The following is a 22,204-nucleotide window of genomic DNA, read 5'->3' on the forward strand; positions in this document are numbered from 1 at the left end:
AATAAGGTTGAGAAGCGGTGAGGACGGGATGGAGAGTTGTTGAGGGCGATCGTGCTTGATGGTCTTTTTCCCTCTGACTTCTGATTTCTGACTTCTGACTTCAGTGACAAGCATCACAAAGTTAAGAGATCCAAGTCACTTGGCATCAAAGTCTTGGTCACAGATTTTTAACCAAAAAATCACACATTGTCAATGTGTTCGATCGCCTTTGAAGTCGCTCTCAGAGTGCATAATACAAAAACAACAAGCCTGTTAAAATTTTATCTGTCTCAATCAACTAGGAGGTTTATCATGTCAGTATCCCAAATGACACTTGAAGAGTTATTTGGTCAGGTCATGTTCTCCAGCGTCGTGACTCGCCACGACCGGAGACAGCTCAGATCTGCACTCTTAGAAAGAACACTGAATGAAGATGAGTATGCCATCATCAACCGACTGCTGTACAACGTTCGTCGCGGTTGGGTAAAAATTGTCGATTAAAGACGTGGCAGCCACTCTCTGTAGGAGATTTAACACCATTTTCGATTAAAGAATTGGTAATTACTCATAACTATCGGGGTTGAGATCACGGTCCTACAGTTACATTTTTTGGGAACTCGTTACAAGTAGAACTTGCCAAGTAGGGAAGTTTTTTGTGTTTAATAGTTGCCTCGAAAGTGTGATGCGTTTGACCAGTGTGTTAATTATCAAAATCTCGCTACACATCTGCCTATAGGTAGAGATAATTAAAAAATAACAGGTTTCGGGTGCATCTCTACTTGTTGAAAACTTATGAGTTTTGAGTTGTTAACTGAAAAGTTATAATTAACTCAAGACTCATAATTTTTTGGATTTGAGAGGGGACATTGGAGAGTGGGAAAACTGATGAAGATCAGGGTTGAAAACCGCTATAAAGTTAATATTTATTAAACTGATATTAAGAATCAAAATTATAAGCAGTTTCCGGTTGAGGAGGAGTGTGCGATCGTTACCAGCACAGCCAGTCGCATTAGTCGATCGACCATTCCGGCAATTTGAGCTCAGAAGTGTCAAAATATTAACAACCAGTTCATCCCCAAAATATATGGCTCCCGCCGTTTTAATTGAAAATCTTCAGAAACGCTACGGCACTGTAGAAGCCGTTAAAGATGTTTCCTTCAAGGTAGAACCGGGGGAAATATTTGGTTTGCTAGGCCCCAACGGTGCAGGCAAAACCACAACCCTGCGGGTACTTTGTACTTTGAGTGCGCCCGATAGCGGACGCATTGAAGTGTCTGGCATTTCTGCTGTCAGTCAGCCGAGAATTGCCAGACAAAGACTCGGCTACGTCGCCCAAGAAGTGGCTCTCGATAAGGTGCTGACGGGGCGGGAACTCCTGCAACTGCAAGCAGCGCTTTACCATTTGCCGCGCCCTACGATTAAAGGGCGGATTGACGAAATGGTGAAACTCCTCGGTTTGGAGGAGTGGGAAAATAAAAAGACGGGCACTTATTCCGGCGGTATCCGCAAACGCCTCGACTTAGCTGCTGGATTGCTTCACCAGCCGGATGTTTTGGTGTTAGACGAACCGACTGTCGGGCTCGATATTGAAAGTCGGGTGGTAGTGTGGGATTTCCTGCGGCGCTTGCGGGAAGAAGGTACGACGGTTTTGATTACGAGTCACTATCTCGAAGAAGTTGATGCTTTGGCCGATCGCGTGGCGATTATTGACAAGGGTACGGTGATTGCTGAGGGGACGCCGGAGGAGTTGAAAAATCGGGTTGGGGGCGATCGGGTGACTCTGCGGATTCGGGAGTTTTCGCCGATCGAAGAAGCTGAAAAAGCTAAAAAACTGATGCAATCTTTGCCTTTTGTGCAGGAAGTAATTGTCAACACGGCTCAAGGAAATTCTCTCAATTTAGTAGTAACACCGCAAAGCGATGCGCTGGTGACTATTCAGCAAGCTTTAAAAAATGCGGGATTACCTACTTTTGGGATTGCTCAATCTCGGCCGAGTTTGGATGATGTGTATTTGGCTGCGACTGGTAAGACGTTGTTGGATGCGGAGTTGGCTGCTGCTAGCAACCGCGATTTGAAGGCTGAGCAAAAACAGGCGATGCGATCGTAGTTTGAGGGAAGGGAAAAGTTCGGCAACGGATTTTGTAACGGATGTAACGGATATAAGGAACAGGGAAGAAGGAAGAGAAAACCTTCTTCCTTCTGCTATATAATCTTAAGAGGAGAGTGAAAAAATACGCTCGTAATTTGGGGGGATATTAATAGATGAATCTTGTTTTGGAAGTTGAAGCGCCTCCTTTCCGAGAAGATGCAACAGGTGCTATTCGGGTGGGAAACTCAAGAGTTTTGCTGGAATTGGTGATTCGAGCTTTTCAGGATGGTGCGTCGCCGGAATCTATTGTGCAGCGTTATTCAACTCTGTCATTGTCCGATGTCTATAGTGCGATCGGCTATTATCTCCGACACCAAGAAGCAGTAGAAGCTTATCTCAATTATCGCGAGCAATTAGCACATTCCGTCCATCAGCGTTTGTTAGGCATTCAACCCGATCTGGGCGTTATTCGATCGCGCTTGTTAGCCCAAAAACAATCTTGAGGATTAACTATGCTGCGGCTGTTGAGCGATGAAAATTTTAATGGCGATATTGTTCGAGGGCTTTTCCTGCGTCAGCCAGACCTTGACTTGCTTCGCGTTCAGGATGTTGGTTTGCGAGAAGCTGACGATCCAACAATTCTCAACTGGGCGGCCCAGAACGATCGCATTGTGTTAAGCCATGACCGGGCAACTATGCCAGATTTGGCTTACGAACAGTTGAGGGATAAGGAACAAATGTCAGGTTTATTTATAATTAACGATCGAATGCCAGTGAGACAGGCTATTGATGAACTTCTGGTGCTGGTTAACTGTAGCGAACAATCGGAGTGGAAAGGAGTTGTTTTGTATCTACCATTGTAACAATTAGCTATATATTTAAGACTCCTCTTGAACCATTTTAACATACTGTTTTAACACAGGTGGAATCGTGAAAACGGTTTCTGTTTCACCGCTCAATTTTTCGATCATTCCCCGTCTTGCTAAAGATTGAATTGCTTTACATAATTCGCCTTCTGACCCTTGACATTTTGCCATCCATTGGGTAAACGAAACAGGCTCGATTTCATTACTAAGTTGCGAAATCGCCTGTTTTTCTATTTCAGACAACCGCTGATAGTGCTGCTGAAATATCGGTGTCAATTCGTCACCTAAAAATACTGGTTGATAGCTTAAATATTGAGATACTCTACCGCTAAATAAGTTGTTAATGGTTTGAGCGACTAATTTTAACCATAGGGGATTACCTTGATAAAGGTTAGTCAATTCTGGCCAGGTTTCTTCATCCAATAAACCTTTTTCTCTAAGAATTTCTTTTGCTGTTTCACCTAAACCGGTTAACTGCAATAAACGTACTGCTGAATTATCGTCGGTGAATGTGATGATGTCTGAGGGAGGTTCCCAACTATTGAGGATTAAGCAGCTATTGTGGGGAATTTCGCCGATAAGTTTAAATAGGGTTCCGTAGTTTTCATATCCGGGTTTGTAATTTCCTGCAAGTTGCCCGCTGCTGAGAATTTGCTGCACGTCATCGAGGATGATTAGACAGCGATTGTCTCGCAAATATTCGATTAGGATTGATAACTGAACATCGGTGTTTGTGGGGACAACCCTCTCTTCGCCCCCCCTTGGTAAGGGGGGGTTGGGGGGGTGTGGATTTGAGAGAAATTGAATGAGGGTTTTGAGGGCTGTTTCGAGGGGTGGGGAGGTGCGGAGACTTAGCCAGATGATGCGATCGAACTGAGTTTGAATTTGGGGGATGAGGTTACGGGCGATCGCACTTTTGCCGGTGCCTGCCATGCCTGTGATGGTGAGGAGGCGGCAGTTTTGGTGGGCGATCGAGTTTTCGAGGGCGGTGAGGGGTGAGTTGGGGTAGTTGTAGAAGGTTTTGAACTCCGGTGCATCTCTTAAATCGAGTCGCAGTTTCTCTTGGGTGTCGTCTTCAGTTGGGGTTTGTGTAGGGGGTGAGTTTTGTGGAGTTGTTGGAGGGTGTGAGGCTTCTGTGCAGACGTTTATATTCCCTTTGTGGACAAGGTTAAAATAACCAGAATTTGAAATTTTAGAGATTTCATATCTTTCCATTGTGGAGTTCAAATTGGATTTATTAACATCTTCATCTAAGATTTTTGAAAGAATTTTCCATAACTTTGATGCAATATTTCTGACATGGCGTTCAGTACAATGAACCTCTTGGGAAATTTCGGAGTATCTTTTACCTTGCCAAGTTCCCCGTACTACTGCCTGTTGCCGATCGTCTAGGTGTTTGCCCGTCTTAGTGAACACCAAGCCATCGGCCAACCTTAAGAGTTCTTGAACATCCATTTATTGGGTAGGTGTAGGAAGTTTTGTCTATTGTATCAGATTTTTTCTGACTTTTTCTGACTTTTTCTGACTTAGGATGGCAAAATGTGACTTTTAACGGCTAGCTAATTTTATCAACTACTGGCCAATTGTGACATTCTCCTACTGGACAATACATAAAAATTAAAGTTAAACTTTTTAATGAGGGGCATTAAAGCAAGAAATTGCTTAAAATGTGGTTGCGTTAGTGAGCAAAGAAGTAAATAAAAAGGCTCATAAATTAGTTTTGCCCTGAGTTTTGACATGGGTAGGAGTGCCGATGTTAATCCGCCTGGGTTTGCTTTTTTATCAACCAGCTTTTTTAATAATTGCAAGACGTTTAGGGGCTTTTCGCCTCGTGAAATGTTCGTAAAAATTTGGTAATTTCCAAGAGGCTAAAAAATTATGTCTAGTGCATTATCCCTACCGCAAGCTAATTTAAAAATGGCTCTCTGGCAAGTCGATGCTGATGCAATGAGTAGCAGCGACTTGTATGTGTGGTTAAATGATATCGGCTTGCCACATGAAGTCTCGATCCGGCTGCATGAACTCGCCACATACACGAAAAAAGCTGCTAACAAAGTTTTACTTATCGGCAAAATTCTCCTCATTAAAATCATAGAATTTGTCAAAGCTCATCCCCATTTAGCGATCGGGGTTGCTGTTGGTGTCGCTGTAAAAATTTTGGCAAGTTCAATACCATTTGTAGGCCCGTTATTAGAACCTTTGGCAACAGCGCTGGGTATCCCAATTGGTGCAATAGCCGGCCACCGACTCGATCGAGGCAAAGAGGTGTCTGATGGAATTATTGGAATTGTTCAAGAGATTATTGAGATTGCCAAAGATTTTTTTCAATTACTGATAGACGTTTTCAATACAATTTTCCGCAACGTCATCACTGCTTAACTGCCCAAATTAGCAAAAAGATTGAGGTTTAATATGTCGGCCAATAAAACGCCAACCAAAGAGCAAATTCTGAAGGCAATTGAGCAACTGGAAAAAAACCCACACGATAAATTAGGGATTTTAGCAGATATTGGCATTGGTGTGGTGGGGGCTGCCGGTGCTGGTGCGGCGGTGGCAGCTTTCGGTGGTGTACCAGTTCTATTTGGGTTAATAACCGTTGCACCTCCCGTAGGATTAGTTGTTGGCGGTGCACTTTTAGGTGCTGCTGCTCTTGTAGGGGTAAAACGAATATTTGATGGCAATTTTGACGATGGGAAAAAAGCAGAAATACTTAAAAACTTAGAAGGACAGCTAAAAGATATTAAAGCCAAAGAAACAGCCTCTAAGCTGGAAGACAGCGATAAAAATAAATTTATTGTTTCCTTGAAAGAACCCGTCAGGCTCGATTTAATTAGCCCGAAAGACGCTCAGGATTTAATTAGCGCCGTAGAAAGCGGTAAAATTGCAATCAAAGAGGCGATTAAAATGGTTGAGGATGTGGTAAAAGCTGCTAAACCATAACTGCCTTCTGACTGCGTAACCTGGGAATGCTAAGTTGTAAGTCTGCGATCGCCCTTACTTAAACCAAGTGCGATCGCCTCCTAATTTTCTGGAAAATAACGCTCCAAAAACTCCCTAGCCGTAACAATAGGAATCCCCTCATATTCCTGCAAAACTAACAAATCCAGATCGCCCGTAACAATTGCATCAGCATCAGCAGCGATCGCAGTTGCTAAAATCATATTGTCATTAGCATCTCGTAACTCAGGCACGTCGATAGTGGAAATTGGATAAACTGCCACTATCTCTCGCGTTCCCCTCATTAAACCATTAACGGTAAAACCCAAAGATTGTAATTTCGCCTGGAGTTTTTGTTTGTTCAAGGTAGTCTCTAATTCTGCTAGTATTGGTTCAGAAGTACAAATTATGAGTTGACGAGTTCGAGCTAATCTGAATAAACGAGCTGGGATACCTCCCCACAGCCAGCCGGACACAAAGATATTAGTATCCACTACAATTTTCATTTGTGCGACTCTATTTCAGAACCTTTCTCGCGACGCACTTCCCGCACAAGTTCGCAAATTTCTTCCATTGTTAACTCATCAGGATCTGGACTCGCTGCTTCTATTCGCCGTTCCCATTCCTCCCAGTCAAAACCTGTTACCTTCTGAAAAACAATACTATCTCCTGTAACTGTAACTGCATATCGATCCCCAGGCTTCAGTTGAGCTTCAATCTCAGCGGGAATTTCTAACTTACCGTCGAGGTTGACAGGAACAGTAATATTTGATTTCAGAATGTATTCTCGCAGGTGTTCAACCACTCTATCTTGCAGAGTTTCCGGCAAAGATTCCATAATTTTGACCAAAGTGGCGATCGCCCTTGATGACATAGCTTTATCCTCTATATTTAATTTACCGCAAATCCGGTGTACTGCCGAATATTGGGAGAACGAAATCCCAAAACAATCTGTTCTTTGGGGATTCCCCCCGCTACTAACTCATTCGCAATTCCCTCTTCAGTTCCATCTCTTTGAATCCAAATTTTTCCCTCAATAATATCAACATGAACTAAACATCCGTGAACTCTGATATCGTTTTCGCGCCCCAATATTATTAGCAAATAACGGTCGGAATCGCTATCAAAAACCGTTTGAATCTGAATGTCTCCATAAGCATAAGGTATTTGAGCATATTCAGTCAGAATTTTTTTGATAATGCGACGATAATTCTCTAAGGTTCCCATTGTACTATCTCCTCATTTTGTTCGGCAAAAACGATTAAACATACTTGATAATCGGCTCTAATAATTTGACCAAGCGGTTCCGACAATAATTCGCTAAAAACTGATTGTGTAATAGCTAGATATAGCTTTCTATCGGGTTCAGTTCTAGCTATAACAGAACGATAAACTAAGTATTGACCCAGCGCATTCTCCAGGTCATTCATGTCTGATGCGCCCACAAAACTTTTGACTTCTACAGCTATCTTCTGTCCAGCTTTCTCAGCACTTAAAATCCGCTCTGCGCCCAAATCCACGTACATATCTTTAATTCCCCATTTTAATCGCAAGGGATCGTGGGTAATTCTCCATCCGTCTTTGATGAGGGCGTTTTTGACAACATTGTGATATAGGTCTTTGGCTGGCATATTGGAAGAAATCAATTTTAAATCAATACGATTATATCCTAAAATCTACGATGATTATCAAGTCTGGATAATTCTGCTCGCCTTAATTTTAGCACGATATCCCTCTAAAAAAATCCAACAATTTCCTCCGCTCAAAGCCGACCATCGCAGCGCTCATACTCATCTTCCAAAAGCCATGAATGAGCCTCATCATAACTTGAACTTGAAAATAGAGACTTATAGTTAGCTGATGGTTAGTAAATACAAAATCCTCTATTTTTGGCACTCACTAACATCAAAATACGAGGAGGAAAAACAATCGGATCTACCCACAATTCGATAAATTCCCAATCATTAACTTGTTCGGCGAGGTCTGGTGTGTGCGATAACATGATATTCAGTTTACCAAAACTCCACACAAAAAGCGATCGCCCGCCCAACAGCACCAATACCTCCAGACTTGCTACTGTAAAGAGAGTTAGATTTAATCAACAAGCAATTATGAGCGGTACTGTTACATCCCCCAACAACCTCAACCAGCAGCGGCAACTCTCCACAGCATCCGCTGACACTTCCACTTCCCTGCTGGGCGACTTCATCCAAGAAACACTCGCCTTAACCAAGCGCCTGTTTATTCAATTGCAGCGCCGCCCCTCGACGCTAGTTGCAGGCATTATTCAGCCGCTGATGTGGTTGGTTTTGTTCGGAGCTCTGTTTGAAAATGCACCCGCAGGCTTGTTCGGCGAAAGCCAGAATTACGGACAATTTCTCGGCGCTGGTGTAATAGTTTTTACAGCCTTTGCCGGGGCGCTGAATGCTGGTTTGCCGATTATGTTCGATCGCGAGTTCGGATTTCTCAACCGCTTGTTAGTCGCGCCGTTGGCTTCCAGATTTTCGATCGTCCTGGCTTCGGCTATTTTTATCGTCACCCTCAGCTTTATCCAAACCGGCACAATCGTTACAGCGGGGGCATTTTTGGGCGCGGGATTCCCCGGAATTGCCGGACTAGGGGCGATCGCCCTGATTGTGCTGCTGCTAGTTTTGGGCGTCACCGGCTTGAGTCTGGGTTTAGCCTTCGCTCTTCCCGGTCACGTAGAATTAATTGCGGTAATTTTTGTTACTAACCTGCCGCTGTTATTTGCCAGCACAGCCCTCGCGCCGCTGTCATTTATGCCAGAGTGGCTGCAAGTTGTGGTGACTCTCAATCCTCTGAGTTACGCGATCGAACCCATCCGCTATTTGTACCTGCACAGCGATTGGTCCCTAGCCAGTGTCGTGATGCACGCTCCTTGGGGTACAGTCACCTTTGGAGGAGCGCTATTAGTGCTGCTGGCGTTTGATTTGGTGGCGCTGCTGAGCATTCAACCGCTGCTGAGACGCAGGTTTGCTTAGGGCGAGCGTTTCACCTGCACCGTCAATTCTAGGGACACTCCAAGAGCCCATTGGTGTCAACTTAACGTCAAACCCAGTCACAGAATGGTGTGGGACTATTAAGCCTAGATCCCCCCTAGCCCCCCTTAAGAAGGGGGGAACCGGAAATGGATCAAAGTCCCCCTTCTTAAGGGGGATTTAGGGGGATCTGGACTCAGCTAAAAACGAGGTTTATCAAGGCTTTCAGGCGATTGTTCACACCAATGGGCATTGCCGTGTCCTTAGCCCCAGCGAAGTAATATAATATTTAGTCGCAAGTCAGAATATTGTTTAGATAGAATTGTTTTTTTGAAGATTCAACTAATAAATTATGAACACCAAAACTTCCAAATCCGGTAAATTGATGATGGGGATTGCTGCAAGCGCGATCGCATCCTGTGCTCTGTTCTCCCCTCAAGCAAGCTTCGCTCAAGCCAGCGGTTTAAATAATGCCCAACCGCTGCAAGACTTTCAAACTCAAGACAATACCGACCCATTTTCCGGCCGCAGCAGCGGCAGCGCAATATTTGATTTAATTCACAGATCCCAATTGGGAGGCGGCCGCAGCATGGAAGAATTTAATAGCGAACAGCGCCAAAATTTAAACGATGCGGCCGCCGAATTTCGCAACAAACAGCGCCTACTACTGGAAAAGCAAGCTGTACCTTCTGAAGGGGCGATCGCACCAGCAGAAATTACCGCCCCCGTCCCTTAAATTTACAAATGCTGTTTGCTCATTTCTGAGTCCGCGTGGGCGAAGCCAGCGCTTAGGCGGACGAAAGTTTGTCTAGCAGCGATTTCAAGATCCGAATCTTATCTAAAAACCATCGCGCTTAATCCCGTTCCAACCACGCCCGCATTTTACCCGGATTAAGCAAACCGTAAGGATCGACCAACTCTTTAAACTGCAACTGTTCCACATTAATACTTTTCATCCCTCCATCTTCCAATATATAAGTGTGAGGATTAGCAATCATTGCGCCTTGCTCTTCGTGATAGCGAATAATTTCATTTAGCCGTGATGCCGTAGTGTAGCGAACTATTTGCAAAGCCGCGGCGATCGCCCTGCCATTTATCCGCAAAAACTCCAAGTGCATCAACACCTCATCCCCATAATAATTGTACAGTTCCTCAATCAATTTCAAACCTTTATCTGGGGGAAAAATCGTCTGCAAATAAGTCAGAGACGGGTCAGCGCTGCGAGCGTGCAGAGTTGTATGATTCCAAGTAAATTCAGCAATTGCTGCACCTTTGCTCGCTGCTTGGGCGTTTTTTTGATAGCAAATTGTGCCGCCATATTCGCGCACCAAATCTTGCAGCGGTTCCAGACAAGATTCAGCTACCATTAACAAAGCGCAGTGCTTACCTTCAGGAATTGCCTCGCGGAAAGCAGCAAAATAAGCAGGAATCGGCCAAGCACAAACACAAATTAGTTTTTTGATAATTCCGTCAGCATCGCCCAAAGCTTGACCGAAGTTTGCCGATGTCATAAAATCGTCAAAAGCGACAATGATTTCCGCCCAAGCATAAGCAGGGGCGAGGGGAATTTCTAACTCTGTAATAATCCCATTTGTGCCGTAAGCGTGATTGACTTTTTGCACTTCATCGCCGCGTAATTCGATGACGCGGGGCTCGTCTTCCATTGTAACGACTCGAACGGCATGAAGATTTCCCCGATCGCGCAATTGCCCGTAAGTTATCGAACCAATTCCCCCGCTACCGCCGCCGATAAATCCCCCAATCGTTGCGGTGCGATAGGTTGAGGGAACCATCCGCAATTCCCAACCAGTTTCTCGCGCTTGTTTGTCGAAAACCGACATTTTCACCCCTGGTTCTACGCAAGCTAAACCCGGTTTTATCCAGCGGATACTGTGCATTTTGGTGGTATCTAAAATGACGCCACCCTTCAGGGGAATGCACTGCCCGTAATTGCCCGTTCCTGCACCTCTGACAGTTAGCGGAATTTTGAATTTGACGCAGGCTGCAGCAATCCGCAAAACTTCGGCTTCGTTGGCGGGACGAACTACTAAATCTCCTGTTTTATCACTTAAGAGAGGTTGCAAAACAGGACTGAAGTGATAATAGTCTTGAGATAGCTTGACAACTTGCGCGCGATCGCTAATTATTTCAATTCCCGATAGTTCCGAAGAAAAAGCATCCCAGTCAATACTTTGAATCGCATTTGCAGTCATTTTGTTTCCTCAATCCTGACAGGATTATATATTTTCTCAAACAGAACTTAGTAACCTAAAATACTAACTGCAATCTTTCTTTAAGCAGTAAGGTGCTGAGGTTTCATCCTAAATAGCAGGACTGCTTTTTTCAATTAACCAATCCCCCAAAGACTGCCATACCGTAGTATTTCCAAGGAACTACAACAGTCTCAAATCCAGCTTTTACCAGCATTTCCAACTGTGCCGAAAGTGTAGCTAGGCGATCGGGATTAGAATAGCCGTAAGAGACGCTCGTCCCCACATTTGCCCGAATTTGTGCTAACGTTTCCCCCTGACTTAGCGCCCAATCTTCTCGCGCCGCTTGATAAATATCTTTCATTGCTGCTGATTCTGCTAAAAGAGGGTCGGCATTCCAAAAACAGCCACCAGCATTTAAACTTCCGCGAATCCGTTGAAACAATTTCAACTTCATCTCGTCCTCAAGATGGTGAATTGCCAGAGATGAAACGCAAGCATTGAATTTATCGCTCAAGCCTGAGAAATTTGGATTTTTCGCCCATTCTCCAAAGTCCATTTCTATGCCAGTCCACCGGGCTGCGTATCCTGCCGACTCTATTTTGGCGCGGGCAAAATCAAGCATTCGCGGCGAGTAATCGACAGCAACTATTTCGGCAGACGGGTAGCGTTGGAGAACTTTTAAAGTGAGTTCCCCCGTACCGCAGCCGAGTTCTAAAATGCGGTGGTTTGTGTTAGCAATGCAGCCTGCTACTACATCCAGCATTTCGTCATATTTAGGTAAAAGTCGCCGAATGCCCGTATCAAAATCAGCAGTATTGACGAAAACTTCTCCCGGAAAAATTTCCTTGTTAGTAGGTGAGACAGTAGAGTCAGAATTCACGATCGCCAACCATAGACTACAATTGCTATCCTAACCGAGATAAAGCAAAAAGTGCGTGAAGTAGGGACAGGGCGCTGCCATGTCCTTAACCGAGCATCTGTACTTCACTCAACAGAAAATCCCTATAAAGTTATGGGTATTCTTACGGATAAGCGAAACACTCGCGGTAAACAATAATTAACCCTCAGTTGCACTCAGAGAGTCTTGCTTTACCCCGGACGCCAGCAAAACAGTCTGAGAAAGCAGTGTTATGTTAGTAGTGCATAAATTCCAATCAAGATTAAACCTCACACGTGAGGATACCATGCCCCAGTTGATTTCTCGAATTCGGGCTGCCATCAGCCAATTAATTTACAAGCGAATTATCCTTGTGGTGACAATTTTATTTTGTGTAGGTGTAGGAGTAGCGATGGCAAATATGTCTCGTCTTTCCTCCACTCTAATCGAATCGCAAGCTCTCCAAAATGCCACCCTCTATGCCCAAGCTGTTAAAGAAGCCCGCACCCTTTACAGTTCCGATGTTGTTAGTCCTCTAAACACCGCTGAAGCAATTAACTTTACCCACGACTACAACCCGACAAAAGTAACAGTTCCCGTACCAGCCAGTTTCTTAATAGAACTAGGCAACCATATCACAAAAAAAAATCCCGAAGTATCACTTCGTCTCTATAGCAACTACCCGTTTCCCTGGCGACAAAAAGAAGGCGGAGCCCGAGACGAGTTTGAACAGCAAGCTATTACCTATTTGACGCAAAATCCGACAAAAAAGTTTTTCCGCGTTGATGATGTTCGCGGCAAACCCGCCTTTCGATATGCCGAGGCAGATATTCTAACTTCTAGCTGCGTGAACTGTCACAATACTCACCGTGACAGTCCTAAAACTGATTGGAAAGTGGGAGATGTGCGGGGGATATTAGAAATTACTCAACCTCTCGATACCATCACTCAACATACTCAAAGTGAACTTAAAAACCTGTTTTTACTGTTAGTAGGACTTTCCGTTTTAGGAGTGACAGGCTTAACTGTATCTATCAGCAGGTTGCGCCAAAATGCTAAACAATTAGAACAGCGCGTCAGGGAACGCACGGCACAATTGCAAGAAACTAATGTAGAATTGGTAAAAGAACAGGAAAAGAGCGATCGCCTGCTGCTCAATATTTTACCCCAATCCATTGCTACCAAGTTAAAAGATGGTCAAAGCAGTATTGCTGACGGCTTCGCAGAAGTCACTATTCTGTTTGCAGATATCGTAGGCTTTACCGTACTTTCAGCACAAATATCTCCCGAAGAACTGCTCAAGTTTCTCAACGAAATTTTTTCAGCCTTCGATAGCTTAACGGAAAAGTACGGCTTGGAAAAAATCAAAACAATTGGAGATGCTTACATGGTAGTGGGAGGTTTGCCAAATCCCAGCACCAACCACGCCGAAAGCATTGCGGAAATGGCTTTAGATATGCAGGAGGAATTAGCAAAATTTAATGCCAAACATCATGCAGGAATTAACATTCGCATCGGCATCAATACTGGGCCGGCAATTGCGGGGGTTATTGGCACTAAAAAATTTATTTACGACCTCTGGGGCGATGCCGTCAATACAGCAGCCCGCATGGAATCCCACGGAATTGCCGGCGCGATTCAAGTCACACAATCAACTTACGATATCTTGCAAAATAAGTATCGGTTTGAAGACAGAGGAATTATCCACATCAAAGGCAAGGGCGATATGAATACTTATCTGCTTGCAGGCAGGCTAGTCAGCGCAGTTTCGGTTTAATTTGTTTATTATATTATGAAGGGGTATGCTAGTTAGTCCGAAGTCATCAGTCATTAGTTGTTAGCCGTTAGCCAACAACTAACAGTTAATGCCTGCTGGCCTTTGACTGCTGACAATTACAGGAATTACAGAGGGGATGTGAGAACCCGGTTTCTGCGCGGTTGCTTCGTTGACAAACCAAAAATTTATTACGAGAAACCGGGTTTATTTTCTTATGTTCTATCATTAGCCATTTGCAAAATAGTAAGTTTTATGTTATCGCGGATTTTATCATTCTTGAAATTTTTCAAATCTCGCTTGTCTAGGCAAATAGCTTTGTGGGTATTTGCTAGCATTCTTGTCATAGAGGGAATTATTTTAGTTCCTTCTTATTTTCGGCGAGAAAATGAACTTTTAAGTCAACTGGAACAGGTATCTCGCGCGACTGTTGATTCCCTAGAGTTTTTGCTTCAACAAGATATTTCCGATCGCACTTTCTTGCAAGAAGAAGTAAAAAATATTATTAAGGATTCTCAAGTGGTTTTAGGACTATCTATTTACCAAGCTAACGGTCAGCTAATATATACACTTGGCGAACCCCCAGAAATCAGTTTACAGCAACTAAAAAGAGCTCGTATAGTTCACAATCACAATTTCGATGGCAAGCGCTACGATATTGCTTGGACGGAGCGACATTTGGGAGGCGATTACATCTTAATTGTTCGCCACGATGCTTCCACCGTTCAACCGGAACTCTACGCATTTATCGGGCGGATTGCGGTTCTAGTCATCATTATATCAGCCTTTGTCACTTCGGTGACTATGTTTTTTTTAGGGGTGACAGTAATTTCACCTCTCTTGAGATTGCGCGATGACTTGATCGCTGCTGGAGACGCTTTGAGCAAAGATCAAGAGAAACCTGATTTCTACTCTCTGTCTGTCAAGCGCGATGACGAGTTAGGAGAACTCATGGTCGCATTCAATCAAATGTTTCACCGAGTATACAAGGAAATTGCACAGCGGAAACAAGCTGAGGAAGTATTACGCGCCGAACAAGAAAAGTCGGAACGTTTATTACTAAATATATTACCTGTCATGATTGCCGATCGCCTAAAACAAGGCCAGATAAATATTGCCGATGGATTTGCCGATGTTACGGTTTTGTTTGCTGATATTGTGGGCTTTACCGAAATATCTTCGCGCACATCTCCTGAAGAATTAGTCGAGTTGCTTAATAAAATATTTTCATCTTTCGATCGCTTAAGCGAACAATACGGCTTAGAAAAAATTAAGACTATCGGCGACAATTATATGGTGGCAGGCGGTTTGCCGCTTCCCTGTACAAATCACGCCGAATCTATTGCCGAAATGGCCCTGGAAATGCAGCAAGAAATTATGAAATTCCGCGACGAATGCGGTAAACCTCTCAATATCCGCATTGGCATTAATACTGGGCCTGTGGTAGCAGGTGTCATCGGCACTAAAAAGTTTATTTACGATTTGTGGGGAGATGCTGTGAATACAGCAAGCCGCATGGAATCTCAGGGACTTCCGGGTAAAATTCAAGTTAGCAACTCAACTTATGAATTGCTGTGCGATAAGTATTTGTTGGAAAAACGCGGTAAAATTAATGTTAAAGGCAAAGGCTCTATGACGACTTATTTGCTCAAAGGTAGAAAATTGTAACTAACAATTTTAACCATCGCCCGCGAATACGTGGTATGGTGGCTGACGTTGCAGGGCAGACGCCCTCGCCACCAAACTATATTTTTTTTGAACGAACCGCGAAGACGCTAAGGACGCGAAGGAAGAGAAGAGAAGAAAAGAGAAGAGAATATAAAGAGTTGCCAAGTGAGTTAACTTTGCTATATTAAAATGCGAGTTGATATTAGTTAGATGGGTAAAAATGACGGCGGATCAGGAACTGAATTATTCTACTTCACCGATTTGGCAGCCCTTCACGCAAATGAAAACGGCTGCCCCGCCGCTGAAGGTAATTCGCGGCAAAGGATCGGTGCTGGAATTAGCAGACGGGCGGCAAATTCTCGACTGCATTTCTAGTTGGTGGGTGACTGTTCACGGGCACAGCCATCCAGTTCTCGCTGAGGCTCTTTACGAACAAGCTCAAAAGTTAGAACACGTAATATTTGCGGGATTTACTCACGAACCTGCCGAAAAACTTGCTAATAAATTGCTAACTCATACGCCTGCTTCTTTAACGCGGATTTTCTTTTCTGATAACGGATCGACTGCTGTTGAAGTTGCTCTGAAAATGGCATTTCAATATTGGCAAAATATCGGAGAAACTAATCGCACTAGCTTTATTAGTTTTGAGGGAGGTTATCACGGCGATACTGTGGGCGCGATGTCGGCTGGCAGAAGTTCGCTGTGGTGGGAATCTTTTGCACTTTTAATGTTTGCTGGTGATGTTGTTCCTTTTCCGGCGACTTTTGACGGCGATGAGGAGGTGGAAAGCAAGGAGGCGGCGAGTTTAGAGAAATTGGAGTTTTTGTTAAAGCAGGGCGGCTATGCGGGAATTTTTATCGAACCTTTGGTGCAAGGTTCTGCGGGGATGCGAATGTGCCGCCCTGAGTTTTTGCGGGCGATCGCACAACTTGCCCGCCAGTTTAATGTATTGTTGATTTACGATGAAGTAATGACGGGTTTTGGGCGGACGGGCGAACTGTTTGCCTCGGTTAAATCTGCAACTTCACCGGATATCCTGTGTTTGTCTAAAGGATTGTCTGGTGGTTGTTTACCAATTGCTGTCACAATGGCATCGGAGGATATTTATCAAGCTTTCTGGCGAGATGAATGGGACAAAGCTTTTTTTCACGGTCATTCTTACACCGGAAATCCCTTAGCTTGTGCGGTGAGTGTAGCATCCTTGGAGCTTTTGGAGCAAAACCCAAATGTGTATCAAGGGATGGAAAAACTCCACCACAAATATCTAAATCAATGGCTGAGAAATCATCCTAAACTCGAACGGATTCGGACTTGCGGCACCATCGCAGCAATGGATGTGAAAACGGAAAGCGATTCCGGTTATTTTAATGACATCGCTCCTGTATTGAAAGCCAAATTTCTCGAAGCGGGGTTTTTGCTCCGCCCCTTGGGAAATACGCTTTACTTGATGCCTCCCTACTGCATTTCTCCTGATGAACTAGAATCGATTTATCGGGTAATTCGTCAGGTTTTGGATACTCTGTAAACCCTTTAATTTTAGTAATGAATTTACCCAATTGGAACGATTTGGCTGACGACGCGCTGGCGGGCAAATGTCTCTCTCGCGAGCAATCTTTAGCCGTATTGCGCGCACCGGATGAGGTTTTGCTGGAACAACTAAACGCAGCTTATCGGGTGCGCCGCCACTACTGGGGAAACCGAGTCAGGCTGCACTATTTGTTAAACGCTCAAAGTGGCCTTTGTCCTGAAGATTGCCATTATTGTTCTCAGTCAAAAATTTCGACTGCGGAAATTGAGAAATATCCGCTTTTAGCTAAGGAGAAAATTCTGGATGCCGCCAAACGTGCAGCAGATTTAAAAGCTGGTACGTTTTGTTTGGTGATTTCGGGGCGTCAACCTAACGCTTCTACTTTCGATCGCGTTTTGGATGCTGTCGAGACTGTGAAGGCAAATTATAACCTAAAAATTTGCGCTTGTTTGGGATTGTTGAGCGAGGAGCAAACTCATCGGCTGGCTAAAGCTGGAGTCGATCGCGTAAACCACAATCTCAATACTTCCGAATCATATCACACGGATATTTGCACGACTCACACTTTTGGCGATCGGGTGGAAACCGTCGAACACGTAAAAGCAGCGGGGATCACAACTTGTTCCGGCGGAATTTTGGGGATGGGCGAATCGGATGATGATGCGATCGATTTAGCGCTTTCGCTTCGCAAGTTGGGCGTTACTAGCGTGCCGGTTAACTTTTTCATTCCGATTCCCGGCACACCATTTGCAGATGTGAACAGGTTAACTCCCCGCCAATGTTTGCGAATTCTCTGTTTGTTCCGATTTTTGCTTCCTAGCCAAGAAATTCGGATTGCTGGGGGACGGGAAGTGCATTTGCGATCGCTGCAACCTCTCGGACTCTACCCCGCTAATTCTATCTTTGTTGGTGATTATCTGACAACTCCCGGACAAGCTGCCCATCAAGATTGGGAAATGATTCGAGATGCGGGATTTGCGATCGAATCCCCCGAAGGTTCTCTCTTAGAAGTTGATTCAGCAGTTACCAAATCCGAACAAAAATCCCTGGTTGTGTAACTCTTATAGCAGTTTTCAATCGGATGAAATAGAGGAAGACACGGCACTGCCGTGTCCCTACCCAGTATCTATATTTCACGTTTACGAATGGGAAAGAAAAACCTGGTTTCTGAGGTAGCAAATGTGTAAACGGTAAGTTCTTAGATTGTAGCCCGAAACCCTTATTCTACGGTTGACATTCTTCAATCTAAAATCTAAAATCTAAAATCTAAAATAATACAAGAGAGGAAAATTGTGGACAAACGCGAAGAAATTACGATCGCAGAATACCAGCTAACTGCCGAATCTTTTCGAGAAGGAACTTGGCATCATGACGTATCCCAAAATCGATCCGCACTGACCGCTGCTATGCCCCGCAATCCCGGTAAAATTCTCGATATAGGATGCGGGCCGGGACGAGATTTAGTAGCGTTCAAGAGCCAAGGACACACAGTTGTAGGCTTAGATGCAACTCCGGCTTTTGTAGAAATAGCAAAAGAGTTGTCAGGATGCGAAATTTGGCAACAATCTTTTCTGAATCTCGACTTGCCAAAAGCAGAATTTGACGGTATTTTTGCCAATGCTTCCCTGATTCACGTTCCCAGAGACGAGATGGTGAAAGTGCTGCAAGATTTGCACAAAGCCTTAGTTGTTAACGGTGCAATTGTCATGTCAATGTGCCGAGGAAATTGGGAAGGATACGACGAGAGACCAACGGGAAAACGCTATACTGCGGGATGGGAATATCATACTTTAGCGCCTTGTTTAGAAGAAACAGGATTTGCAATTGTCAATCACTACTATCGCCCCCCCGGCTTACCCCGCGAAGCTCAATCTTGGGTAGTAATGGTGGGCAAAAAACTCTAACGTAAATGGAAAATAGGCAATCGGTAATTGCCAATCATTCCCCTCTATTCCTCTGCGGCCTCTGCGCCCTCTGCGGTTAAATAAAAAAACTCATTCACCAATAGACAGAAGATTGTTGTATAATTATATCCAGTCAAATAAACCACTTTCTGCACCAATTAAATCCCAATTAATATGACAGATAAATCCCACATTTTTTTAGCGGGTGCTAGTCGAGGAGTCGGCTTAGAAATCGCGAAATGTCTGACAGCACAAAAGATGCAAGTAACTGCACTTTTGCGATCGCCCGCAACCAGCACCGAATTAGAAGCAATGGGCATCAAAGTCTTGACTGGCGATGCTTTGGATGCAGCAGCTATGGAAGCTGCGATGGCTGGCGGTGAGCCAATTCACGCCGTAATCAGCACAATTGGCGGCTTGCCCAAAGATGGAGAAAGAGCAGATTATTTGGGCAACAAAAACTTGATTGATGCGGCTGTCAAAGCAGGCGTGCAAAAATTTATTTTAGTTTCATCCATCGGTAGCGGTAAAAGTGCCGCTGCTTTGCAACCGCAGGTTTTGGAAACTTTGGGCCCGGTCTTAATTGAAAAGGAAAAAGCCGAAAATCATTTGATAGCAAGCGGGATGATTTATACAGTGATTCGTCCGGGCGGACTCAAATCGGAACCTGCAACAGGCAACGGTATTTTAACAGAAGATTGTCTAGTTGCTGGAACTATTCACCGGGCGGATGTAGCGCAGCTAGTTTGTCAGTGTTTAGTTTCTGATGCTGCTAACAATAAAGTTTTGTCGGCGGTAGACAGGCAAATGCTTTACGGCAATCCAGAATTTGACGTATTAACTTTTAGTTAAATATCCAAACCTCAAAAAACACAAAAACCTGTAGGGGCGGTTTAAGCGAACAATACAAAACTTCCGCCCTTTGCAGATTTTTGTACAAAACCCGCCCAGACTTAAGAATCGAAAGGCTTAATCCACGATCGCCCGATCGCCCAATCCAAAACCAAACCCGCGATCGCAAACAATACCACACTCTCGACACCGCGAACCGCAAACGGCAATAACTCTTGTAGGGCGGGCATCTTCCCGGATTCAAAACACAATCCAGCATCCAACTGTCCAAAAGCCCGCACCAACCCAAAAGCCAACACCGCACCAGATTTAAGCTGCGGGTTAACATCTCGGCGGATAGCGTAGCGGTAAGTCACGCCGAACAAAAAACCGCCCAAAAGTGCGATCGTCCCTCTCAAGGCAAAATTTAGGTCAATTTCCCTTACCTGCAAACTCGCCAGAGAATCCAACCTATCCGCTAGAATTAAGCTATTACCAAGGGCGATCGCCCCAAAAGCCAGCAAACAAGACAAAGCAGCAACACTCCCTGCCTTCAAAGATTCTACCCGTTCAGCCGCACTAAAATTTGACGAATCCTTCACAGCGCCCTCATTTCAAAAATGGCTCAAATTGACCTATCATAAGGTTTGGAGTCACTTTGTACAGTTTGTTCAATAAATAGCTATGGATATTTTGTCACTCGGTTGGGTTTCGGTGCTAGTTCTGTTCTCCTTCTCAATTTCAATGGTCATTTGGGGACGCAACGGTTTCTAGATTCCAAAATAGCTTGCGGGGCAGGCTTTTTAACGGCCCCGCATTTTTTTAAATCCTATTTAACCAAATCAAAATAACAGGAGTTGTAAACATGACAGCAAAAAAAATCTTAATGCTAGTCGGCGACTTTGTAGAAGACTACGAAGTAATGGTTCCTTTCCAAGCACTGCAAATGGTAGGTCACACCGTCCACGCCGTCTGCCCGGACAAAGCAGCAGGCCAAACAATTCGCACCGCAATTCACGACTTTGAAGGCGATCAAACCTACAGCGAAAAACCCGGTCACAACTTCACTTTAAACGCGACTTTTGACGAAATCAACCCGGCCGACTACGACGCTTTGATTATCCCCGGAGGACGCGCCCCAGAATACATCCGCCTCAACGAACAAGTGCTGCAAATTACCCGCTACTTTGCCAACAGCAAAAAGCCGATCGCATCTATTTGTCACGGCTTACAGGTTCTAACTGCAGCAGGCGTACTCGAAGGCAAACGGTGCACCGCATATCCCGCTTGCAGCCCCGACGTACTCCGGGCAGGTGGCAAATATACAGAAGTTCCCGTTACCGAAGCCGTAGTCGATGGCAATTTAGTCACCGCCCCCGCGTGGCCAGCACATCCTAACTGGCTAGCTGAATTCCTGAAAGTTTTGGGAACGAAGATCGAACATTCAGATAGTCATTAGTTATTAGTCATTAGTCATTAGTCATTAGTCATAAGTTATTAGTCATTAGTCATCAGTTATTAGTTATTAGTCAGATGAAAATTTTCACAGTCAAAGTTAAACCGAATTCCAAACAGCAAAGCATCGAAGAGCAACCCGACGGCAGCCTCACAATACATCTCAAGTCGCCGCCAGTCGATGGTAAAGCAAACCAAGAATTAATCATGCTGTTGGCAAAAAAGTTTAAAGTGCCGAAATCTGCGATCGGCATTAAATCAGGTCTTTCCTCAAAAAATAAACTTGTCGAAGTTGCGATCGAACCTTTAACATAGAAATAACGGTAATAACAAATCTATCTAAAGAGGGATATAGACTCAACTTTAAAAGTATATATTAATAGTTGTAGAGTTAGAATAAAAAATTATGAGCATTGAAAATAGAGTCGAAGCAACAGCGAAAAATATTGAAGGCAAAATCCAAGAAGCTGTTAGCGAAGTTACAGGCAATCAGAAAGATAAATTAGAAGGTCAAGCCAAGCAGGATCAAGCATCAGCAATTCACCTGAAAGAAGACCTCAAAGATAAAGCAAAAGAGATTGTAGACCGAGCTTAGTAACAGTATTCGCTACAATTTTCCTGCCTACTCAATCCCGCAAACATATAGTTTGCGGGATTTTTTATAATGAGCCTAAATTATTTGTACCAATATCTTGGGGTGGGTTTATCAACATTATTGGTGGCAAAATTCACCTGCGAACCGCCTTTATAGATTCCAGTAATTCATAGTGCAAAAGCATTAATTTGGTGGCGGGAATTGTTTCCATTGCATAAGTGGTGCCATCTTGATGAGAAAATTCTACCTCAAAAGCACTGCCATCAAATTCCATCACAACTGTTCCTACTTGTCCTTTATATAATTTAATGATTTATTTTGTTTCAAAATGGGTTGCTTCTAAATCTTCAGTTAAAGCAACAATATCTAGGTCTTTAATTGTTTTCATTGTTTTTACATCACTTTTGGACGGGATAACAAGTTGTTAATCTGGGGAAAGTTTCACCTGAGCGGACGCTCCAAGCTGCTATAATCAGAGACTCACCTACT

Annotated in this window: 27 protein-coding genes and 2 pseudogenes; 19 read left to right on the forward strand and 10 right to left on the reverse strand. The window is 44.1% G+C overall.

The window, feature by feature from the left end:
- The first annotated feature begins 291 nt into the window (after positions 1-291).
- From QUA03_RS02985 to QUA03_RS03000, 4 genes are all read left to right on the forward strand, one after another.
- On the forward strand, positions 292-480 hold the full coding sequence (locus QUA03_RS02985) for a hypothetical protein (protein WP_015175516.1): 189 nt from the start codon (positions 292-294) through the stop codon (positions 478-480).
- Between the two features lie 583 nt (positions 481-1,063).
- Positions 1,064-2,086, forward strand: coding sequence for an ATP-binding cassette domain-containing protein (locus tag QUA03_RS02990; RefSeq protein ID WP_333209614.1), 1,023 nt, complete (start codon positions 1,064-1,066; stop codon positions 2,084-2,086).
- Positions 2,087-2,241: 155 nt separating this feature from the next.
- The gene (locus QUA03_RS02995; RefSeq protein ID WP_333209541.1) at positions 2,242-2,571 is read left to right on the forward strand and encodes a DUF433 domain-containing protein; all 330 of its coding nucleotides are present in this window, start codon (positions 2,242-2,244) and stop codon (positions 2,569-2,571) included.
- A 9-nt stretch (positions 2,572-2,580) separates the two neighbouring features.
- Positions 2,581-2,931, forward strand: coding sequence for a DUF5615 family PIN-like protein (locus QUA03_RS03000; RefSeq protein WP_333025501.1), 351 nt, complete (start codon positions 2,581-2,583; stop codon positions 2,929-2,931).
- A gap of 15 nt (positions 2,932-2,946) precedes the next feature.
- On the opposite strand, the gene QUA03_RS03005 is transcribed toward QUA03_RS03000, so the two are convergent.
- Complete coding sequence (locus tag QUA03_RS03005) at positions 2,947-4,389, reverse strand: NB-ARC domain-containing protein (protein WP_333209542.1); 1,443 nt, start codon at positions 4,387-4,389, stop codon at positions 2,947-2,949.
- A 423-nt stretch (positions 4,390-4,812) separates the two neighbouring features.
- Here QUA03_RS03005 and QUA03_RS03010 point away from each other — a divergent pair, with 423 nt between their 5' ends.
- Both QUA03_RS03010 and QUA03_RS03015 read left to right on the forward strand, forming a co-directional pair.
- Positions 4,813-5,313, forward strand: a complete 501-nt coding sequence (locus QUA03_RS03010) for a hypothetical protein (RefSeq protein ID WP_333209544.1) — start codon at positions 4,813-4,815, stop codon at positions 5,311-5,313.
- Between the two features lie 33 nt (positions 5,314-5,346).
- Complete coding sequence (locus tag QUA03_RS03015; RefSeq protein WP_333209545.1) at positions 5,347-5,874, forward strand: hypothetical protein; 528 nt, start codon at positions 5,347-5,349, stop codon at positions 5,872-5,874.
- 80 nt (positions 5,875-5,954) lie between these two features.
- On the opposite strand, the gene QUA03_RS03020 is transcribed toward QUA03_RS03015, so the two are convergent.
- The 5 genes from QUA03_RS03020 to QUA03_RS03040 form a co-directional block, all read right to left on the reverse strand.
- Positions 5,955-6,377 carry a putative toxin-antitoxin system toxin component, PIN family gene (locus QUA03_RS03020; RefSeq protein WP_333209547.1) on the reverse strand — a complete coding sequence of 141 codons (423 nt, stop codon included), beginning with the start codon at positions 6,375-6,377 and terminating at the stop codon, positions 5,955-5,957.
- On the reverse strand, positions 6,374-6,745 hold the full coding sequence (locus QUA03_RS03025) for a hypothetical protein (protein WP_333209549.1): 372 nt from the start codon (positions 6,743-6,745) through the stop codon (positions 6,374-6,376). The genes QUA03_RS03020 and QUA03_RS03025 overlap by 4 nt, the downstream gene beginning before the upstream one ends.
- Before the next feature lie 17 nt (positions 6,746-6,762).
- Positions 6,763-7,098: a XisI protein gene (locus QUA03_RS03030; protein WP_333209551.1), complete on the reverse strand. Its 336-nt coding sequence runs from the start codon at positions 7,096-7,098 to the stop codon at positions 6,763-6,765.
- Positions 7,086-7,502 (reverse strand): element excision factor XisH family protein, encoded by a 417-nt coding sequence (locus tag QUA03_RS03035; protein WP_333209552.1) that lies wholly within the window; start codon positions 7,500-7,502, stop codon positions 7,086-7,088. Before QUA03_RS03035 ends, QUA03_RS03030 begins: the two co-directional genes overlap by 13 nt.
- Before the next feature lie 233 nt (positions 7,503-7,735).
- Positions 7,736-7,873, reverse strand: coding sequence for a hypothetical protein (locus QUA03_RS03040; RefSeq protein WP_333209554.1), 138 nt, complete (start codon positions 7,871-7,873; stop codon positions 7,736-7,738).
- Between the two features lie 109 nt (positions 7,874-7,982).
- On the opposite strand from QUA03_RS03040, the gene QUA03_RS03045 reads away from it, so the two are divergent.
- Together QUA03_RS03045 and QUA03_RS03050 are read left to right on the forward strand one after the other, a co-directional pair.
- Positions 7,983-8,873: an ABC transporter permease gene (locus QUA03_RS03045; RefSeq protein ID WP_333209615.1), complete on the forward strand. Its 891-nt coding sequence runs from the start codon at positions 7,983-7,985 to the stop codon at positions 8,871-8,873.
- 349 nt (positions 8,874-9,222) lie between these two features.
- Positions 9,223-9,606: a hypothetical protein gene (locus QUA03_RS03050; RefSeq protein ID WP_333209556.1), complete on the forward strand. Its 384-nt coding sequence runs from the start codon at positions 9,223-9,225 to the stop codon at positions 9,604-9,606.
- A 118-nt stretch (positions 9,607-9,724) separates the two neighbouring features.
- On the opposite strand, the gene QUA03_RS03055 is transcribed toward QUA03_RS03050, so the two are convergent.
- Complete coding sequence (locus QUA03_RS03055) at positions 9,725-11,083, reverse strand: FAD-binding oxidoreductase (protein WP_333209559.1); 1,359 nt, start codon at positions 11,081-11,083, stop codon at positions 9,725-9,727.
- A 130-nt stretch (positions 11,084-11,213) separates the two neighbouring features.
- A complete protein-coding gene (locus tag QUA03_RS03060; RefSeq protein ID WP_333209561.1) occupies positions 11,214-11,963 on the reverse strand; it encodes a methyltransferase domain-containing protein in 750 nt (249 codons plus the stop codon).
- Positions 11,964-12,381: 418 nt separating this feature from the next.
- Between QUA03_RS03060 and QUA03_RS28965 the strand changes: the two are divergent.
- The 7 genes and pseudogenes from QUA03_RS28965 to QUA03_RS03090 all read left to right on the forward strand — a co-directional run.
- A pseudogene (locus QUA03_RS28965) lies at positions 12,382-12,882 on the forward strand (Tll0287-like domain-containing protein); the annotation flags it as partial.
- Between the two features lie 135 nt (positions 12,883-13,017).
- A pseudogene (locus tag QUA03_RS28970) lies at positions 13,018-13,737 on the forward strand (adenylate/guanylate cyclase domain-containing protein); the annotation flags it as partial.
- Positions 13,738-13,989: 252 nt separating this feature from the next.
- A complete protein-coding gene (locus tag QUA03_RS03070) occupies positions 13,990-15,402 on the forward strand; it encodes an adenylate/guanylate cyclase domain-containing protein (protein ID WP_333209565.1) in 1,413 nt (470 codons plus the stop codon).
- Positions 15,403-15,622: 220 nt separating this feature from the next.
- The gene (gene bioA, locus QUA03_RS03075; RefSeq protein WP_333209567.1) at positions 15,623-16,927 is read left to right on the forward strand and encodes an adenosylmethionine--8-amino-7-oxononanoate transaminase; all 1,305 of its coding nucleotides are present in this window, start codon (positions 15,623-15,625) and stop codon (positions 16,925-16,927) included.
- 17 nt (positions 16,928-16,944) lie between these two features.
- Positions 16,945-17,988, forward strand: coding sequence for a biotin synthase BioB (bioB, locus tag QUA03_RS03080; protein WP_333209569.1), 1,044 nt, complete (start codon positions 16,945-16,947; stop codon positions 17,986-17,988).
- Positions 17,989-18,222: 234 nt separating this feature from the next.
- A complete protein-coding gene (locus QUA03_RS03085) occupies positions 18,223-18,834 on the forward strand; it encodes a class I SAM-dependent methyltransferase (RefSeq protein ID WP_333209571.1) in 612 nt (203 codons plus the stop codon).
- Between the two features lie 174 nt (positions 18,835-19,008).
- Positions 19,009-19,686: an SDR family oxidoreductase gene (locus QUA03_RS03090; RefSeq protein ID WP_333209572.1), complete on the forward strand. Its 678-nt coding sequence runs from the start codon at positions 19,009-19,011 to the stop codon at positions 19,684-19,686.
- Between the two features lie 101 nt (positions 19,687-19,787).
- On the opposite strand, the gene QUA03_RS03095 is transcribed toward QUA03_RS03090, so the two are convergent.
- Positions 19,788-20,267, reverse strand: a complete 480-nt coding sequence (locus QUA03_RS03095) for a hypothetical protein (protein WP_333209573.1) — start codon at positions 20,265-20,267, stop codon at positions 19,788-19,790.
- A gap of 82 nt (positions 20,268-20,349) precedes the next feature.
- On the opposite strand from QUA03_RS03095, the gene petN reads away from it, so the two are divergent.
- The 4 genes from petN (at position 20,350) to QUA03_RS03115 (ending at position 21,715) form a co-directional block, all read left to right on the forward strand.
- On the forward strand, positions 20,350-20,439 hold the full coding sequence (gene petN, locus QUA03_RS03100; protein ID WP_071883976.1) for a cytochrome b6-f complex subunit PetN: 90 nt from the start codon (positions 20,350-20,352) through the stop codon (positions 20,437-20,439).
- 91 nt (positions 20,440-20,530) lie between these two features.
- Positions 20,531-21,124, forward strand: coding sequence for a DJ-1/PfpI family protein (locus QUA03_RS03105; RefSeq protein ID WP_333209575.1), 594 nt, complete (start codon positions 20,531-20,533; stop codon positions 21,122-21,124).
- Between the two features lie 74 nt (positions 21,125-21,198).
- Positions 21,199-21,435 carry a DUF167 domain-containing protein gene (locus QUA03_RS03110; protein WP_333209577.1) on the forward strand — a complete coding sequence of 79 codons (237 nt, stop codon included), beginning with the start codon at positions 21,199-21,201 and terminating at the stop codon, positions 21,433-21,435.
- Positions 21,436-21,526: 91 nt separating this feature from the next.
- Positions 21,527-21,715: a CsbD family protein gene (locus tag QUA03_RS03115; protein WP_333048102.1), complete on the forward strand. Its 189-nt coding sequence runs from the start codon at positions 21,527-21,529 to the stop codon at positions 21,713-21,715.
- A 133-nt stretch (positions 21,716-21,848) separates the two neighbouring features.
- Here QUA03_RS03115 and QUA03_RS03120 read toward each other — a convergent pair whose 3' ends face one another.
- The gene (locus QUA03_RS03120; RefSeq protein ID WP_333209617.1) at positions 21,849-22,028 is read right to left on the reverse strand and encodes a DUF4926 domain-containing protein; all 180 of its coding nucleotides are present in this window, start codon (positions 22,026-22,028) and stop codon (positions 21,849-21,851) included.
- Positions 22,029-22,204: the final 176 nt, after the last annotated feature.

The organism is Microcoleus sp. S36b_A4 (assembly GCF_036700645.1).
Lineage (GTDB): Bacteria > Cyanobacteriota > Cyanobacteriia > Cyanobacteriales > Microcoleaceae > Microcoleus.